Origin of the sequence: Peribacillus aracenensis (assembly GCF_025175645.1) — a bacterium.
GTDB classification, from domain to species: Bacteria; Bacillota; Bacilli; order Bacillales; family DSM-1321; genus Peribacillus; species Peribacillus aracenensis.
This window is the reverse complement of the sequence record NZ_JANZMJ010000025.1, coordinates 35,850-51,029: the sequence shown is the minus strand read 5'-3', so window position 1 is coordinate 51,029 and position 15,180 is coordinate 35,850. Positions and strand designations below refer to the sequence as shown.

General features: G+C 41.0%; 18 protein-coding genes. 5 read left to right on the top strand and 13 right to left on the bottom strand.

Annotation, left to right across the window (positions count from 1 at the left end; genetic code table 11):
• Positions 1–93: 93 nt before the first annotated feature.
• The 11 genes from N0M92_RS20885 to N0M92_RS20835 all read right to left on the bottom strand — a co-directional run bounded on the left by N0M92_RS20885 (position 94) and on the right by N0M92_RS20835 (position 12,017).
• On the bottom strand, positions 94–984 hold the full coding sequence (locus tag N0M92_RS20885; RefSeq protein WP_260287633.1) for a peptidylprolyl isomerase: 891 nt from the start codon (positions 982–984) through the stop codon (positions 94–96).
• A 230-nt stretch (positions 985–1,214) separates the two neighbouring features.
• Entirely contained in the window at positions 1,215–2,288 is a 1,074-nt protein-coding gene (locus N0M92_RS20880) for an ABC transporter substrate-binding protein (protein WP_260287632.1), read from the bottom strand.
• Positions 2,285–3,088, bottom strand: a complete 804-nt coding sequence (locus N0M92_RS20875; protein ID WP_192207493.1) for an ABC transporter permease — start codon at positions 3,086–3,088, stop codon at positions 2,285–2,287. Before N0M92_RS20875 ends, N0M92_RS20880 begins: the two co-directional genes overlap by 4 nt.
• A gap of 1 nt (position 3,089) precedes the next feature.
• Entirely contained in the window at positions 3,090–3,893 is an 804-nt protein-coding gene (locus N0M92_RS20870; protein WP_192207492.1) for an ABC transporter permease, read from the bottom strand.
• Positions 3,883–4,992, bottom strand: coding sequence for an ABC transporter ATP-binding protein (locus N0M92_RS20865; protein WP_260287631.1), 1,110 nt, complete (start codon positions 4,990–4,992; stop codon positions 3,883–3,885). Before N0M92_RS20865 ends, N0M92_RS20870 begins: the two co-directional genes overlap by 11 nt.
• 63 nt (positions 4,993–5,055) lie before the next feature.
• Positions 5,056–5,598 (bottom strand): helix-turn-helix domain-containing protein, encoded by a 543-nt coding sequence (locus N0M92_RS20860; protein WP_192207490.1) that lies wholly within the window; start codon positions 5,596–5,598, stop codon positions 5,056–5,058.
• 496 nt (positions 5,599–6,094) lie between these two features.
• On the bottom strand, positions 6,095–7,480 hold the full coding sequence (locus tag N0M92_RS20855; RefSeq protein ID WP_260287629.1) for a protoporphyrinogen oxidase: 1,386 nt from the start codon (positions 7,478–7,480) through the stop codon (positions 6,095–6,097).
• Positions 7,481–7,644: 164 nt separating this feature from the next.
• On the bottom strand, positions 7,645–8,169 hold the full coding sequence (locus N0M92_RS20850; RefSeq protein WP_260287628.1) for a GNAT family N-acetyltransferase: 525 nt from the start codon (positions 8,167–8,169) through the stop codon (positions 7,645–7,647).
• A 121-nt stretch (positions 8,170–8,290) separates the two neighbouring features.
• Positions 8,291–10,324, bottom strand: a complete 2,034-nt coding sequence (locus tag N0M92_RS20845; protein ID WP_260287627.1) for a Na+/H+ antiporter — start codon at positions 10,322–10,324, stop codon at positions 8,291–8,293.
• A 485-nt stretch (positions 10,325–10,809) separates the two neighbouring features.
• Positions 10,810–11,700: a diacylglycerol/lipid kinase family protein gene (locus N0M92_RS20840; protein ID WP_260287626.1), complete on the bottom strand. Its 891-nt coding sequence runs from the start codon at positions 11,698–11,700 to the stop codon at positions 10,810–10,812.
• 146 nt (positions 11,701–11,846) lie between these two features.
• The gene (locus N0M92_RS20835; RefSeq protein ID WP_260287625.1) at positions 11,847–12,017 is read right to left on the bottom strand and encodes a hypothetical protein; all 171 of its coding nucleotides are present in this window, start codon (positions 12,015–12,017) and stop codon (positions 11,847–11,849) included.
• Between the two features lie 195 nt (positions 12,018–12,212).
• Between N0M92_RS20835 and yhfH (N0M92_RS20830) the strand changes: the two genes are divergently transcribed.
• Genes yhfH (N0M92_RS20830) through yhfH (N0M92_RS20810) form a run of 5 tightly spaced genes read left to right on the top strand, consistent with a single transcriptional unit; the run spans position 12,213 to position 13,032 of the window.
• Positions 12,213–12,347 carry a protein YhfH gene (gene yhfH / locus N0M92_RS20830; RefSeq protein WP_098372155.1) on the top strand — a complete coding sequence of 45 codons (135 nt, stop codon included), beginning with the start codon at positions 12,213–12,215 and terminating at the stop codon, positions 12,345–12,347.
• A gap of 43 nt (positions 12,348–12,390) precedes the next feature.
• A complete protein-coding gene (yhfH, locus tag N0M92_RS20825) occupies positions 12,391–12,528 on the top strand; it encodes a protein YhfH (protein ID WP_260287623.1) in 138 nt (45 codons plus the stop codon).
• Between the two features lie 29 nt (positions 12,529–12,557).
• Positions 12,558–12,695, top strand: coding sequence for a protein YhfH (gene yhfH / locus N0M92_RS20820; protein WP_076372630.1), 138 nt, complete (start codon positions 12,558–12,560; stop codon positions 12,693–12,695).
• A 29-nt stretch (positions 12,696–12,724) separates the two neighbouring features.
• Complete coding sequence (gene yhfH / locus N0M92_RS20815; RefSeq protein WP_192207483.1) at positions 12,725–12,862, top strand: protein YhfH; 138 nt, start codon at positions 12,725–12,727, stop codon at positions 12,860–12,862.
• Between the two features lie 29 nt (positions 12,863–12,891).
• Positions 12,892–13,032 (top strand): protein YhfH, encoded by a 141-nt coding sequence (yhfH, locus tag N0M92_RS20810; RefSeq protein WP_098371755.1) that lies wholly within the window; start codon positions 12,892–12,894, stop codon positions 13,030–13,032.
• 126 nt (positions 13,033–13,158) lie between these two features.
• On the opposite strand, the gene N0M92_RS20805 is transcribed toward yhfH (N0M92_RS20810), so the two are convergent.
• Both N0M92_RS20805 and N0M92_RS20800 read right to left on the bottom strand, forming a co-directional pair.
• Entirely contained in the window at positions 13,159–14,790 is a 1,632-nt protein-coding gene (locus tag N0M92_RS20805; protein ID WP_260287622.1) for a PucR family transcriptional regulator, read from the bottom strand.
• A 166-nt stretch (positions 14,791–14,956) separates the two neighbouring features.
• Positions 14,957–15,172: a hypothetical protein gene (locus N0M92_RS20800; protein WP_192207481.1), complete on the bottom strand. Its 216-nt coding sequence runs from the start codon at positions 15,170–15,172 to the stop codon at positions 14,957–14,959.
• Positions 15,173–15,180: the final 8 nt, after the last annotated feature.

Genomic DNA, 15,180 nt, shown 5'->3' with positions numbered 1-15,180 from the left:
CGGGCGGTCGGAGCCTCCTCGGCTTCCGCCTGTGGGTCAATTGGTTCGGGAACAACCCTTTTGTTTTTTCATATATCACTTCACTTGATAACCTTAATTAGAGTCCTCCAATTTATTCGTTATCTCATGGTCTTTTTTCACTTCAGCCAACCAAACTGGATATTCCTCTTGTAATTTTTCAGAAAGAAGTGTTTCTTTAATTACATCTTTACTGTCTTCTAAATTAGCCTTTTTTGCTTCCTTCTTACCGGTTACTTTTATGATATGGTACCCATAATCGGATTTGACTGGATCACTGACTTTATTTATATCAAGATTAAAGGCAACATCTTCAAACTCTTTCACCATATCACCTTTCCCAAAATACCCTAGGCTTCCGCCCTTATCCGCCGTTTGTGCATCAGTGGAATATTCAGCTGCCAATTTAGCGAAATCACCGCCTTCTGCAATTTCTTTCGCAACTTTTTTAGCCGTTTTTTCATCTTCGACTAAAATATGACTAGCCTCCACTTGTTCGGCTTGATCAAATGTATCTTTATTATCTTCAAAATACGTACTGATTTCATCGTCCGTCACGGTAATTCTCGGTTCGACCAGTTTTTTCGTTTGCAGGTAAACCACAATGTCCTTTTTCAGGGCATCCATGGAAGAGCCGCTTGCTTCCAATTGCTCTTTTAACGACTTTTCATCACCATAGGACTCTCCCATAACATCGATTTCTTTCTGGATTTCTTCATCCTTAATTTTAATTCCCGCTTTTTTCGCTTCCAATTCAATCAATTTATTCGTAATTAACAGGTCTAAAGTATCTGCTCCGTACCCCGCAACAAGCGTGTCATACAGTTCATCCTTATTGATTTTCTCGCCATCGATACTCGCCATTGTCTTACCCGTTGATGATATCATCGCAAATGCCATGATCCCCGCAATGATCAAAATGCTCCCAGCCCAAATATATGCCTTCGTGCTTCTTAATAGTTTCATGAATACTCTCCCTTAATTTTTTCTATCATGATAGCTTGTGAATATTAATTAATCCTTAAGATTTACAACCTTCAATATGCACTAACCCATCATTATACTAACATACTTATATCCCTACAGATATTTTAGAGTATTTCATCTTGCTACCAATTGATTTGGTTGATCATTACCAAAAAACGAAAAAGCATGGTGTACGGAGGGAACTCCTACACCATGCTTTTTTTCTTGTATTATTTACGATGCATCTTGAATTCAAGGAAGAGTTCGTTGTAATGGGCCAAGTTTTTCTTCCCGAGGTTTTCGTACACTTCGAGTTTCTTTGTCAGTTCCGGTGATGGATAGAAGCGTTCATCCTTCACCACTTCTTCAGGCATATATTTCAGTGCTGCTTTATTGGGTGTCGAGTAACTTACATATTCAGCATTCTGTGCCGCAACTTTCGGGTCCAGCATGAAGTTGATGAACTGGTGAGCTGCATCGACATTTTTAGTTGTTTTCGGGATGACCATATTATCAAACCATAAATTGGACCCCTCTTTTGGAACAACATATTCAAGATCTTCATTTTCAGCCATGATTTCAGAAGCAACTCCCGACCAAACCAGTCCAATCGCCGCTTCCTGGGCTTCCAATAGCATGCGGCTTTCATCTCCCACTATCGCCTTAATATTCGGGGTGAGGGCATCAAGTTTGGATTTTGCCTCTTGAAGGTGTTCTTCATCTATATCATTCAATGAATAATTCAAAGAGTTCAGACCCATGCCCATCACTTCCCTAGCGCCATCCGTCAAAAGGATTTCATTCTTTAAATCTTTATCCCATAAATCCGCCCAGGCCGTTATTTCTTTGCCACCAAGCATCTTGGAATTATAAACAATTCCGACTGTTCCCCAGAAATAAGGGACGGAATATTTATTCTCCGGATCGAATGGCAGGTCGATGAACCGCTCATCGATGTTTTTCAAATTCGGAAGCTTGGAATGATCCAAGGGAATCAGCAAGTCTTCTTGCCGCATCTTATCGATCATATACTCAGACGGAATGGCAATATCATAAGTCGTACCGCCCTGTTCGATTTTAGTCATCATGGCCTCATTCGAATCGAACGTCTCATAAATGACCTTTATCCCTGTTTCTTCTTCAAAGCGTTCGATTAGATCCGTATCGATGTAATCGCCCCAATTATAGATGGTAAGCGTATTGCTGCTCGTAAACCCCTGCGATGAATTCAATCTTGAAATCGCATATAGCAGCAAAGCGGATACGAGGGAAATGATCAAAAACATTTGGACAAGCCTTTTCATCGTTTCCCCCCCATTCCCGTTTGCCTTACACGTTGAGTTATAAAGTAATATACGACAACCAACAGCAGTGTCACGACGAACAGCAGTGTGGATAATGCATTGATATTCAATGAAATCCCACGGCGGGCCAATGAATAGATTTCCACAGAAAGAGTGGAGAAGCCATTACCGGTCACAAAGAACGTAACCGCAAAATCATCAAGTGAATATGTCAATGCCATAAAAAAACCAGCAAAGATACCTGGTAAGATGTATGGAAGGATGACCTTCGTCAATACATCCCACCGGCTTGCCCCTAAATCTCTAGCGGCATCAATTAAAGTAGGGCTCATTTCCTGAAGTTTCGGCAGGACCAGCAGCACTACAATCGGGATGCTGAAGGCGATATGCGACAACAGTACCGAGTAGAATCCAAGCTTGATCCCGGCCATTGTGAATAAAATCAGGAAGGAAGCACCGATGATCACATCGGGACTGACAATCAATACATTATTCAATGATAATACCGTATTCTTAGCTTTACTGCTCGTAAAGGACCGAATACCAATCGCCCCCATCACCCCTATGATCGTTGAGATCAGTGCAGATAATAAAGCGATCACAAGTGTATTCAATACAATGATCAGCAGCCTTGTATCTTGGAACAGTTCCTTGTACCACTCCATCGTGAACCCTTTAAAGTCATACATCGTTCCACCGCTGTTAAAGGAGTAAAAGACTAAAAAGAAAATCGGTGCATAGAGTATGATAAAAATCAAAACGAGAAACGCTTTTGATATTGGTGATAATTTATTGCCCAATTTACACACCCTGCTTTCGGTTACCCGTTACAAACATAATCAGGAACATTATAATAATCAAAAATACCGCGATTGTGGAACCCATTCCCCAATCCTGTGTCACAAGGAAGTGCTGCTCGATAGCCGTACCAAGCGTAATGACGCGGTTACCGGCAATCAGTCTTGTAAGCATGAACAAAGAAAGTGCCGGGATGAAGACTACCTGGCATCCCGTCTTTACACCATCTAACGTCAATGGAAAAATGACACGGCGGAATGTCATCCAACGGGACGCTCCCAAGTCATTGGCCGCATCCACAAGGGTTGGATTCATTTTATCAAGCGCATTGAATATCGGTAAGATCATAAACGGGATGAAAATATAAACCGAAACGAATATGAAGCTGAAATCCGTAAAGAGAATCTGCTGCTTTCCGATTCCTACAACCTCTAGAAAACCATTCGCCACACCATATGTGCCAAAAATACCAATGAAGGCATAAGCCTTCAAAAGTAAATTGATCCAGGAAGGGACGATGATCAGCAAAAGCCACAGCTGCTTATGCTTTGTTTTCGTTAACAAATATGCGGTTGGGTAAGCGACTAAAAGGGATATTCCCGTAATCAGGAAAGCATACCAAAATGAGCTTAATGTCATTGTTAAATATACTGGCGTAAAGAACTTTTGATAGTTAATCAATGATAGATTTCCTTCAATGTCAAAGAAGGAATAGTATAGGATTAACAAAATGGGTGCAATCACGAATAAAGCAATCCATAAGACATATGGGATGAAGTAAATATTCCGGGATAATTTATTCTTCATGACTTTCTCCATCATGATACGCTTCCAGACGCTTATCGAATTCTTCTTCAGTCTCACCCAATCGCATGACATGAATCGATTCCGGATCGAAATAAAGACCTATTTCATCTCCAACTGCCACTTTTTTCGTTGATTGGACAAGCCATTCATTCCCATCATGGTCATAACAGCTGATTTCATAATGAACACCGCGAAATAACTGGGAGCCCACCCGAACTTGCAGTTTTCCGCGGTCGACGGAAGTAATCTCTAAATCCTCCGGGCGGATGACAATATCGACAGCTTCATTACTGTTCAATCCTTGGTCGACACATTCGAACTGTCTGCCGACGAATTCCACGAGATAATCTTCAATCATTTTTCCTTTTACAATATTAGACTCACCGATGAAATCGGCAACGAACCGATTCAGCGGTTCATCATAAATATCCGTAGGGGTTCCACTTTGCTGAATTTTCCCTTTGTTAAGGACAAAAATCTCATCTGACATCGCTAATGCTTCCTCTTGGTCATGAGTGACGAAGATAAACGTGATTCCAAGCCTCTGTTGCAGCTCCCGCAATTCATATTGCATTTCTGTACGCAATTTTAAATCGAGGGCAGATAGCGGTTCATCCAGAAGGATAACTTCCGGTTCATTAACAATTGCCCTGGCAATCGCCACCCGTTGCCGCTGACCGCCGGACATTTCCCTGATTTCCCGTTTTTCATACCCCTCCAAATTGACAAAGCTGAGGGCTTCCTTCACCTTGATTTCCACTTCCGAATTCTTCATTTTTTTGATTCGAAGACCAAATGCTACATTTTCAAACACATTTAAATGCGGAAAAAGTGCATAATCTTGAAATACCGTATTCACTTGCCTTTTATTGGCTGGCACATCATTGATCTTTTTCCCTTCAAAGTAAATATCACCTTTGGAGGCTTCCGTAAATCCAGCAATCAAGCGAAGGATCGTGGTCTTCCCACATCCGGAAGGACCCAAAAGCGTATAGAACTTCCCTCTCTCGATTTCAAAACTAACATTATCGAGAACTACCGTATCATCATCAAATTGCTTCGTAACCTGATCGAAGCGTATTATATTCCCGTTTGACATTGCTTCTTCCCTCTCTCCATTACCTTACTCATCAATCTTCAACCATTGCATTTGTTTTGGATTCTATAAGTATGATTCCGTCACCACGAGTAATAACTCTGACGGACCTTCAAAATCATTAATGATTTGATGTTCATCTGAAGCATGAAAATAAATCGACTCCCCCGCCTTGACAAAATACGTGTGTGTACCTAGCTTTACAATAACTCTTCCGCTTAATACATAACCGAATGTTTCAGACAAGGATGGTTCAAACTGTTTGAACTCCCCTTTTTCCTGGAGAGTCAGCCGAATAGGTTCCATTTCCTTTTCATTCGATTCAGGCACGAGCCACTGAATTTGATACCCGCGTTCTTCATCGATGAAAAATGTTTGTGCTTCTTCTTCATAAACCACTTTTTGGACTTGATCCTCTTCATCGAAGAACTGCTTCGGCTTGCAGCCGAGTACTTCTAAAATATTGAAAAGAGTTTCAATTGAAGGGGAACTAAGATCCCTTTCCAACTGTGAAATATATCCTTTGCTTAAATCCGTTCTTTCCCCCAATTCTTCCTGGGTCAACCCTTTTTTCAAACGAAGGTTCTTTATTTTTCTTCCAATTTGCATCCCATTACCCTCAATCGGTTTACTTATAGTAAACCCAAAGTAGTTAAAGTTTTGTATAAGTAAACTTCCAGTTTAATTTTACGAATATCATTATACAGGAAATGCGGGAAACTTCAAACGGAATTTCCAGTCATGCAAAAAAAGGACCGCCACAGGGCTGTCCTTTCTGATTTACTATTGGAAATGAAGCAAAGCAGGGTATAGAAATAGTTACCTCTCGTGATTCTTCCACGTTTTCAATTGTAATTCTTACATATTATTATCATAACTGGTGCTGCAATCGTACCTATTACAAAATCGCTAAAAGTTAAAACAAAGTTGATTGGTACGGAAGGTACGAGACTCCTGCGGGAAAAGCGCGTCCAGGGGAGCCCGTGGAAAGCAAGTGCCTGGACGGAAATCAACGTTCCATTTTACAAACACTCAAAAAAAACAGTAGATGATATTTTTCCTCGAGTTTGTCTACAGTCTGAGACCGCCACTGGCAGCCCCCCTTTTACAACTTCAGACATATCTCTTGCGCTTTCTTTTCCCCATCAGCAATACAGTCCGGTATACCGACACCATTGTATGAACAGCCCGCAAGTAAAACATTGGGATAATTCTCGGAGATTTTCGCCTCCAGCGATTGAACGATTTGCGGATGTTTAATATGGTAGTTCGGCATATTTTCATGCCATTTCGTCACTTCATTCGTTACTGGATCCGCGGAAATGCTTAGACTGTTTTTAATGTCACGTAAAGCCACCTGGATCAATTCCTGGTTTGTAAGGGACCGTAAGCGTTCATAGTCCGGACTAGAGCTTTTATAAAAAAGCCTTACCAAAAGCTGACTGTTTTCAGAAGTATGCTCCCATTTTCGGCTAGTCCATGTACATGCATTGCAAATCAAATCACTATTATCACCTGCAATGAAACCTGTCCCGTCTTTAGGAAGCTTGCTGTCCGGGATATCGAATCCAAGATAAACGCTAATCATCGAACTATTGATCAAGCCGTCGAAGTCCTCATCCAACTCCCGATCACCCAATAATTCCTGGGCTACTGTATGCGGTGTACTCAATACGATGAAGTCCGTTTCCAGCGTTTCACCGTTTGCCAATGAAATGATATATCCTTCATCTTCTCTTCCGATTTTATCCACGCTGACCCCTTTTGAAATTTCCACCAGATCGAGGCTTTCCTCAATTCGGTCAACCAATGTTGATAAACCATTTTTAAACGAAAGGAACTTCTTGTTTCCCTTGCTTAGGTATTTCTGCTTATTTTCCGATAGACCGCGTATTATACTGCCATATTCATTTTTATAATCCAGCATCTCTGGCAGTGTTTTGGCAATGGTCAATTCATTTAATTTTCCTGAGTAAACACCCGATAGGACAGGTGATATCTGCTTTTGCACCAATTCCTTACCTAAGAAGCTTTCAAGAAATGAACCAATTGAGTCATTCTTCGTAAACGTCTCATTTTTTGTATAGAAATCCTTTAAGGCGTCAACCTTCCCTTGGGCAGAAACCAGATCGCTTTTCGCCAGCGACTCCAGGCTCATTGGTATTCCGAATAGGGCATCCTCGGGAATTCCCTTCAGCATCCCATCTGTATGGATAAAGGACTTTCCCGTCGCATTATAGACAACTTGCTCCTCTAGGTTCAATTCCTTAATAAATGGTTTTACATTTTGTTTCCTGGCGACAATCGAATCGGCACCCGCTTCGATTTTAAATGGACCATTGTGCACAGTCCTTATTTTACCGCCTAGTTCCTCATTTCCTTCTATTAATATCAATCGTACAGAGAGACTTCTCGCTTTAACTGTTCTTTGTAAATAATACATCGTTGATAAACCGGTAATGCCTCCACCTACGACTACGACTGTTTTCATTAGGACTACACCTCGATTAACGAATTTTACATTAAGTAAAGTGTACCATAAGGCAGCAGCATTATTAAAAGCGGCCCTTCTAATTCATTGGTTTTGTTATGACACCTGTAACAAATTTGACAAAAAAAGACCTCTCCTCTTGGAAAAGTCGAGATCAAACAATATTAGTTATTCACTTCTTCCTTGTTCATCGTATCTAATCGATACTCCATTATCTCCATCAACCCGCTTCTGCCTACTTTTTGAATCCCTGTATCCTTATACCCGGACTTCGCATATAGCGATTTTGCAATCACGTTCATGACATTCACTGTCAGAATGATCGAATCCTTGTTTGGAAAAATCGCTTTTGCGAATTCCGGAAGGATTTGCAAGGCTTTCTTCGCAACCCCTTTACCTTGATGCTTTTGATCAACAAGAAATCCACGGAGTAATATCGCTTTTTCATCATTGGTGAAAGGGGTGATGTCCTCGCCAATGTGTAAAACGAAAAAACCAACTGGGATACCTTCAGCCAATATTACGATAGGATGCCTGTCGCAATCTTCCCGGCAATATTTCAGTGACTCTTCGGGCAGGGCTGAAAAAGGGGTTTGTGTATCCGGTAAATAAAACTGGGAAAGCTGGTGAAGATGTTCCTGTAAATAAGGCGTTAAGATGATGGTCTCGTTTTCCTTGTCCTGTTTCATTGAACACACCCTCTATCATCAATTTTTGGATACATTAATGATTCGATGACCCGCCCGATATTCCCTTCACAAACCAGAAGGAGCACTGTCGAATATACCGGCAGTGCTCTCCTTAAGTTAATCAATGTGCATTTTCATTGATGGTCAGTGCTTCCCGTAAATTGATTTGCTGGCGGAGTATGTTGGCAACATCACGGGAAATTACTCGTTTTTCAAACATATCCTGCACGTCGTCACGTTCTGCCTGGATCCCTTTATAGAACAGCTCTCTTTCATAATCGGCCATTTTACTCGGGGTCCGGCCTCTATTTTCACGTTTGCATTTTAAAATCAGCACTTTATACTCTTCTATGATCATCGAGGATGTCTTATGATTATCGGCTGTAATTCCGGCCTGTATCTCTTGGATGGCAGCTTTATACATCCTGATTTTAAGATCCCTGACCTTTTCCAATCTCTTAAGATTGATTTTTCTTATTTCACTTTTATTAGGGAAAAATAATTTTAAAACCCTCAGCATACTTCTTCTGAAAAGCGTTACCGACCTGAAAAAACGGAACTTCAGTCGATTTGTTACGGCACTTTCCATTCGCTGGATGTATTCCTTGCATATATACGCCGTCTCCCGGTCCACTTTTTCATCCTTGATGAGTTTATCCAGGAATCTTTGCTCTGCTTCAAGGGCCTTGAAGCGAAGTTCTTTCTCTTCTTCCCTTAATGCAGCCGGTTCTTTCTCCTGTTCTACATAGGATAATTCATTGATCTTGGTAAAGTACCTCGAAATGATCGATAAAGCCGCTTCCCGGTTTTCATCTGTCATTTGTGACTCAATCACCCGAATTGCCGCTTGATGTGAGTGAATGGCAGCAGTTTTCGTTTTGTCAGCCTGCTTGTCCACCACTTCCTCTTCTTCAGACCGTGCCACGATTGGCAGAAATACACTCGCAACAATCAAGGTCAGCAAAATGACTCCTGCTGCTATGAAAATGATTAACGAACGCTCAGGAAAAGGACTTCCATCCGCCAACACATACGGAATCGAAAACGAACCCGCTAACGTTACAGCTCCGCGAACACCGGAAATGGTAATGATTCCGGCCGCTTTGAAGTCCGGTTTTTGGGCGCCTGTTTTTTTCATCATCCAGCCAATCGACCAGGCAGCCGTAAGCCAAATGAATCGTAAAGCGAAGAGGAAAAGTGTAATGACCACGATATAAAGGATCACTTGTCCATTATTGAAGGCCGGATCTTGAAAGATAATTTTCGCAACGCTTGGGATTTGCAAGCCAAGCAAGACGAATACAAGGCCATTTAATATATATAAAATGACGGACCATGTACTTCTTGAAACGACCTGAAGTTCCACGGTTGGTGATATTTCCCGATCTCGTTCAACGGCATGGACAATTCCCCCCGCCACGACTGCTAAAATCCCTGAAAGGTGGAAATGTTCCACAGCGAGGAAAATAATAAAAGGAGTTAGGATTTGGATCAGCATATGCATCGTGACGTCTTCCATCCCTAAACGGCGAAGAACAACACGAAGCCTAATAATGATGAAAGCAATTATTGCTCCACCTACAAACCCACCAATTGAAATCCATATGAAACTGAAGGTTGCATCGACTAAGGAGAAAACACCAGTGACTGTAGCCGCAACGGCAAACTTAAAGGCAACTAGACCTGAGGCATCATTCATTAGTCCTTCTCCTTCGAGAAGGTGCATGATGCTCTTCGGTAACTTGACCCGACTCGCCAAAGCGCTCACTGCCACAACATCTGTAGGTGACAAAATGGCTGCCAAAGCGAAAGCTGCCGGCAATGGAATCGAAGGGATCATCCAATTAATCAAATACCCGCCTGCCCAAACCGTTATGAATACAAGGCCTAGTGCAAGCATTAGAATGGGCGCTCTCAACTTCCATAGCGCTGTTCGGGGTACATTTTTGCCATCATTGAACAATAGGGGCGCAATGAATAACAGTAAAAACAATTCCGTCTCCATCTCAACATGCATTCCCAAGGGTAAAAGTGCCAATATGACACCCAGTGTTATCTGTATTAATGGTACAGGTATAAAGGGTATAAAATGGTTAATTACATTAGACATTCCAATCAATATAAGAAGGGCTAATATAACAAGAAAAAACTCCATACAAACATCAAACTTCCTCTCTCATCTATTCTCATAACTATAAGCGTAACATATTTATACCCATTCATTCATGCATTAACTATTCTAACCTAGAATCCTCCTGAATAATGATACCTGTTAGAATATCATGAAGATCGAGGTGATTGAATGTTTCAAAATCAACTCCATCAACAAACTTGGTACGCATAAAACAGAAAAAAGCTGATTGGCTAACCATAATCAGCTTTTCCCGCATGATGGATGAAAATGGTCTTTGTGAAAGGCTCTTTTCGTAAAGATTGTTGTTTTTAAAACGAGACTCCTGCGGGAGCCAGCGGGATAGGTGAGTCCCACAGGCGTTTACGCGGAGAAGGCTCACCGCCCGCCCTGCGGAAAGCGAGCATCTGGAGGGGAAATCAACCACACCGCACTACTTGGTAAATAGCAACAAAGCATTGCGAAAACAGCCTTGTGAAAAGACATTACATAAGCTTTGACAAAAAAACTTATTTAGGTCCCGGGACAAAGAGGCGAAGATGTTTGTGCAGTACGTTTGCCTGGAAGGGAAGAAGGATGCCTTCATCGCCATCGATATTGACTGCCAGTTCCTCTGATGTGGCTAAATGGAGCTTGGATGTTTTAATATATTCAACTTCGTCATGCCCCTTGATCTCCCCCTTAATTAAACTGGGAATGATCTTGACGATGAGAGGAAGAGATAAATCCTTAATGATGAATGTGTGCAGTTTTCCATCATTCACTTCCGCCTCTGGTGCAAGTTGTTCGAAACCGCCGACAGAGTTAGTCATTGTTGCAATTAGTAAATGGGCCTCGCCTATCCATTTTCCCTGATCATGTTCAACTGTTAAAGAAAACGGAGTCTTTTTAATGATCGCTTTTGCTCCTTCAATGAAATATGCAAAAGACCCTAGACGGGTTTTTTGTTCAACGGTAACATTATAGGTGGCCTCGGCGATCGCCCCTACTGCCAACACATTCATGAAGTAACGGTCATTGATCTTCCCTATGTCCGATTCCTTAATATGCATATCCTTTAATATCTCAATGGCTGCATTCGGATTCAAGGGTATTCCCAAAGATCTCGCGAAATCATTAATGGTTCCTAGTGGAATGATTCCGAAAATAGGCCGATGTTGCTGCTCGCCCAAGCCATTCACTATCTCATTCACCGTTCCATCCCCACCCATGGAAATGACAGCATCGAACCTTTCTGCACAGGCCTCCTTAGCAAAATCAGTAGCATCCCCCTCTCCTTCCGTTTTACAAACGCTTACCTCATCATAAAATTCACCAAGGGCCTTTTCCGCCTTCGGCAAAATCTTCCCTGCCTTTTCCTTACCTGAAGATGGATTGATGATAATCATCGCCTTCGACATATGCTACCTCCCATGATTGTACTTCTATTAGCAAGTTACCTCTTTACTGATGTACTAAAACCACACGGACATTTTTTCTGATTGTTAAATAAGCATTTCCCCCAGTAATTTACAAATAATCGCTGCCACTTGAATTTTGCACCATTTTAAAACAAGCTCTGATTTGTTACATAGCTGTGAAACAGGCATTCACTGATCACTGAACTTTCCTGTTCCACATCTGTTACATTATATCTATCACAACCAATTGAAAATTGTCTGTCCCTTTCGCTTCGCACTTTGTTTTTTCCTTTCATAAAAAGCATTATTTCTTCCATTCCCTACTTCCCATAAAGAAAAATACAAAAATAAATGGATGTTAAATCGCTTTCCTATAAGGTTTCCACACTAATCGCGAAAAAAAATTTCAAATTTTCTGTAAAATACCTATACAATTTCCAAATTCGGGTATATACTGTATTATAACAACAAACAAATAACGAAAACTGTACTATAAAGAGGAGGAGCGAGACATGCAAGCAAATCAATCAGATTTATTCATAATCGATTCATTTAAACATTGCCCGGAGTGTGGTGAAACACATGTGGACCACTCAGATTCCTATCTGATGGAATGCGATCGCTGCCTTTCCAAACGTGAAGAATAAAGCGATCGGAAAATATATCTACCATTAAAAAGGAGGAAATATCATGCAAAAGAAAAAATCCATTGAGTTTTTTAACAATATCCCTGCTAAACATTGCCCCGAGTGCGGTGACCATATTATTGAGCACGCTGAGTCCTACTTAATGGAATGTGACCGCTGCCTTTCCAAACGTGAAGACTAATTAAACCAAATCAAAAAGGAGGAGCCATCATGCAAACTATAAATCCACTGGAATTCTTCAGGACTCTGCCGCCTAAACAATGTTCGGAGTGCGGAACCCATATCACTGAACAAGCTGAATCCTACTTAATGGAATGTGACCACTGCCTTTCCAAACGCGAAGACTGATTAAACCAAATCAAAAAGGAGGAATCATCATGCAAACTAAAAACCCATTGGAATTCTTCAGGACTCTGCCGCCTAAACAATGTTCGGAGTGCGGGACCCATATCACTGAACAAGCCGAATCCTACTTAATGGAATGTGACCGCTGCCTTTCGAAACACGAAGAATAAATTAAACCAAATCATAAGGAGGAATCATCATGCAAACTAAAAACCCATTGGAATTCTTCAGGACGCTGCCACCTAAACAATGTTCGGAATGCGGGACCCATATCACTGAACAAGCTGAATCCTACCTCTTGGAATGTGACCGCTGCCTTTCCAAAAAAGATGAATATTAATAAAAGATGCTGACATCAAGAAGCTATTTAGGCCATTTTGATGTCAGCATTAATCCTTTATTAGCTTTCCTTTCCTTGCATTAAAAAAGGATGTCCCCGGGACACCCTTCGGTCGTTCTTATTTTTTTATCTCCCAATATATTTGTCTACATATTTCCCACTTACCTGCCTGCTGCTGTATTGTAAGAAGTCCAATGCAAAAATCATGAATTCAAGGCCTAGACGCTTATCTGAACGCATAAAATCTGAACCTAGCAGTTTCTCCAATTTTTCAAGCCTATGATATAGTGTTTGCCGGACAATGAATAGTTGTTTCGATGTTTCCTGTTTGGAACCGTTACAAGCAAGATAGGTCTTCAAGGTAGGCATTAACTCACCATTGTTTTGCTTGTCATACTCAATGACCGGACCTAAATATTCGTACACCGTTTCCTCCAGATTACCATGTTTATTTATGAGCGAAATCATGCGATGCATATGTAAGTCCTGATAAAAGAAGCTCCTGCTATCCTCTGGTAGTGTATCCTGAAGCAGCAAAGTCTCACGGGCCGTTTCATAACTTTTATAAATCTCACTTAACCTTTGAACATGCTTTCCAAACCCAATGGAAAGCAGACCCATACGATTACGCCCGCTTACATCCATTTTCATGATTCGATCCACCGCGCTTGTAACCCTTGATTTCCAATCTTCAGATGAACGATTATCACCTAAAATAAAAACAAGATGCTGATGTATTTCCATGGAGAATATCTGGAATCCATACTGTTCAAAAACTGTTCTAAACATTATCTTAAAATAGGTTCCATCTAATTTTGTGGAACTTTTATATTTTGGGTGTGGTTTGCAAATGCAAACAATTCCGCCATCCAACTGCATTTTCGGATCAAGATAGGAAAGCCTCTCCCGGATTGCTTCGTCACTATATTCACCTTCAATCCAATTTGTAAGCCATTTACTTTCTTCCGACATTTTCTTTTCTTCTATATATAACTCCCTTAATAGATGCTGTGCCAATGCGGTAGCCGTTCGATCCAAGATCAGAGAATCAAAATCAGTCAACTCTCTGCCGTTGCTGCAAATGAACAGTTCCGCATAATTTTCACCGAGCACTTGAATCGGCTGTCCAAGAACGGTTTTATTTAATTTCCGCTTCTCTTCGTATATGTCCGCTACCATTTGAAAGGTTATTTTTTTCTTGGTTTTTGGAATGACTGCTATTTCATTTTCATTAAAGATAAGAATAACCTGTACATTTAAATAGCTGTGGAGAAATTTTAGAATTGGTTCATAATGGTCAATTTCGAGGAGATTTTTATTTAACTGCTGGGAGTAGTTTTCTAAGTTGGAGATCATCTCATATTGTTTATTGATGATAAGGGAATGAATATCCTGTGTGATTTCTACGAAGGGGACTTCTTCATGAAATAGGATGATAGGGAATTGCCGTTCATTTGCGAGATCAATGGCACATTGCGGCACGGCCATGGTGTCGGCGCCAACCTCTATACAGAGTCCGGCCGCATCGCATTCAATTAACTGTCTTAAGTAGGATAGAAATGTGTCATCGCAATCCTTCCACCCTAAACCTGTGGTCAGAATCAGTTCATTTCCATTTAACAAATGGCTGATTTGGGTGACTTCCATACAGTGTACCCACTTCACTTGACGCTTTATCCCACCGCTACCTGCAATTATATCCGTCAGATTAAAATGCTTGCGTGTTAGAATTTCCTCGACTGTAATCGATGTATTCATCCGTCCACATCCTTTTATAATACTGCTTTAAAATCTATTATAAACGGACACCCCTTAAATCTCCAGACACTTGTTAGAAACTCTAACGTCAAAATTCTACAAAAAGCTCGAGCAGGTACAAGAAAAAGGACCCATTCGTGAGGAATAGGTCCGGTCCATAACCATTTCAATGCAATTTTTTGACAAGCAATGTAGAGAAGTATTTCCTTCCTTCCGGGGTCTTGATGTTCAATTGCTTCCATTCCTGTTTCGTTCCTTCAATCAGTTCAAAATCGAGAAAAGCTCCACTTAAACTTTCGGAAACCCGGGTGATTCGATATCCTCTTTCAAGTAAAAAATCGATTTGTTCCCTTTCTAAGAGATACTCTTGATATTCGGACATTTCCATTC

What these genes read in the sequence shown, in the direction of transcription:
- N0M92_RS20885 (WP_260287633.1), bottom strand. Translation starts at nt 984, where the DNA reads ATGAAACTATTAAGAAGCACGAAGGCATATATTTGGGCTGGGAGCATT.
- N0M92_RS20880 (WP_260287632.1), bottom strand. Translation starts at nt 2,288, where the DNA reads ATGAAAAGGCTTGTCCAAATGTTTTTGATCATTTCCCTCGTATCCGCT.
- N0M92_RS20870 (WP_192207492.1), bottom strand. Translation starts at nt 3,893, where the DNA reads ATGAAGAATAAATTATCCCGGAATATTTACTTCATCCCATATGTCTTA.
- N0M92_RS20865 (WP_260287631.1), bottom strand. Translation starts at nt 4,992, where the DNA reads ATGTCAAACGGGAATATAATACGCTTCGATCAGGTTACGAAGCAATTT.
- N0M92_RS20860 (WP_192207490.1), bottom strand. Translation starts at nt 5,598, where the DNA reads ATGCAAATTGGAAGAAAAATAAAGAACCTTCGTTTGAAAAAAGGGTTG.
- N0M92_RS20855 (WP_260287629.1), bottom strand. Translation starts at nt 7,480, where the DNA reads ATGAAAACAGTCGTAGTCGTAGGTGGAGGCATTACCGGTTTATCAACG.
- N0M92_RS20850 (WP_260287628.1), bottom strand. Translation starts at nt 8,169, where the DNA reads ATGAAACAGGACAAGGAAAACGAGACCATCATCTTAACGCCTTATTTA.
- N0M92_RS20845 (WP_260287627.1), bottom strand. Translation starts at nt 10,324, where the DNA reads ATGGAGTTTTTTCTTGTTATATTAGCCCTTCTTATATTGATTGGAATG.
- N0M92_RS20840 (WP_260287626.1), bottom strand. Translation starts at nt 11,700, where the DNA reads ATGTCGAAGGCGATGATTATCATCAATCCATCTTCAGGTAAGGAAAAG.
- N0M92_RS20835 (WP_260287625.1), bottom strand. Translation starts at nt 12,017, where the DNA reads ATGGAAGAAATAATGCTTTTTATGAAAGGAAAAAACAAAGTGCGAAGC.
- yhfH (WP_098372155.1), top strand. Translation starts at nt 12,213, where the DNA reads ATGCAAGCAAATCAATCAGATTTATTCATAATCGATTCATTTAAACAT.
- yhfH (WP_260287623.1), top strand. Translation starts at nt 12,391, where the DNA reads ATGCAAAAGAAAAAATCCATTGAGTTTTTTAACAATATCCCTGCTAAA.
- yhfH (WP_076372630.1), top strand. Translation starts at nt 12,558, where the DNA reads ATGCAAACTATAAATCCACTGGAATTCTTCAGGACTCTGCCGCCTAAA.
- yhfH (WP_192207483.1), top strand. Translation starts at nt 12,725, where the DNA reads ATGCAAACTAAAAACCCATTGGAATTCTTCAGGACTCTGCCGCCTAAA.
- yhfH (WP_098371755.1), top strand. Translation starts at nt 12,892, where the DNA reads ATGCAAACTAAAAACCCATTGGAATTCTTCAGGACGCTGCCACCTAAA.
- N0M92_RS20805 (WP_260287622.1), bottom strand. Translation starts at nt 14,790, where the DNA reads ATGAATACATCGATTACAGTCGAGGAAATTCTAACACGCAAGCATTTT.
- N0M92_RS20800 (WP_192207481.1), bottom strand. Translation starts at nt 15,172, where the DNA reads ATGTCCGAATATCAAGAGTATCTCTTAGAAAGGGAACAAATCGATTTT.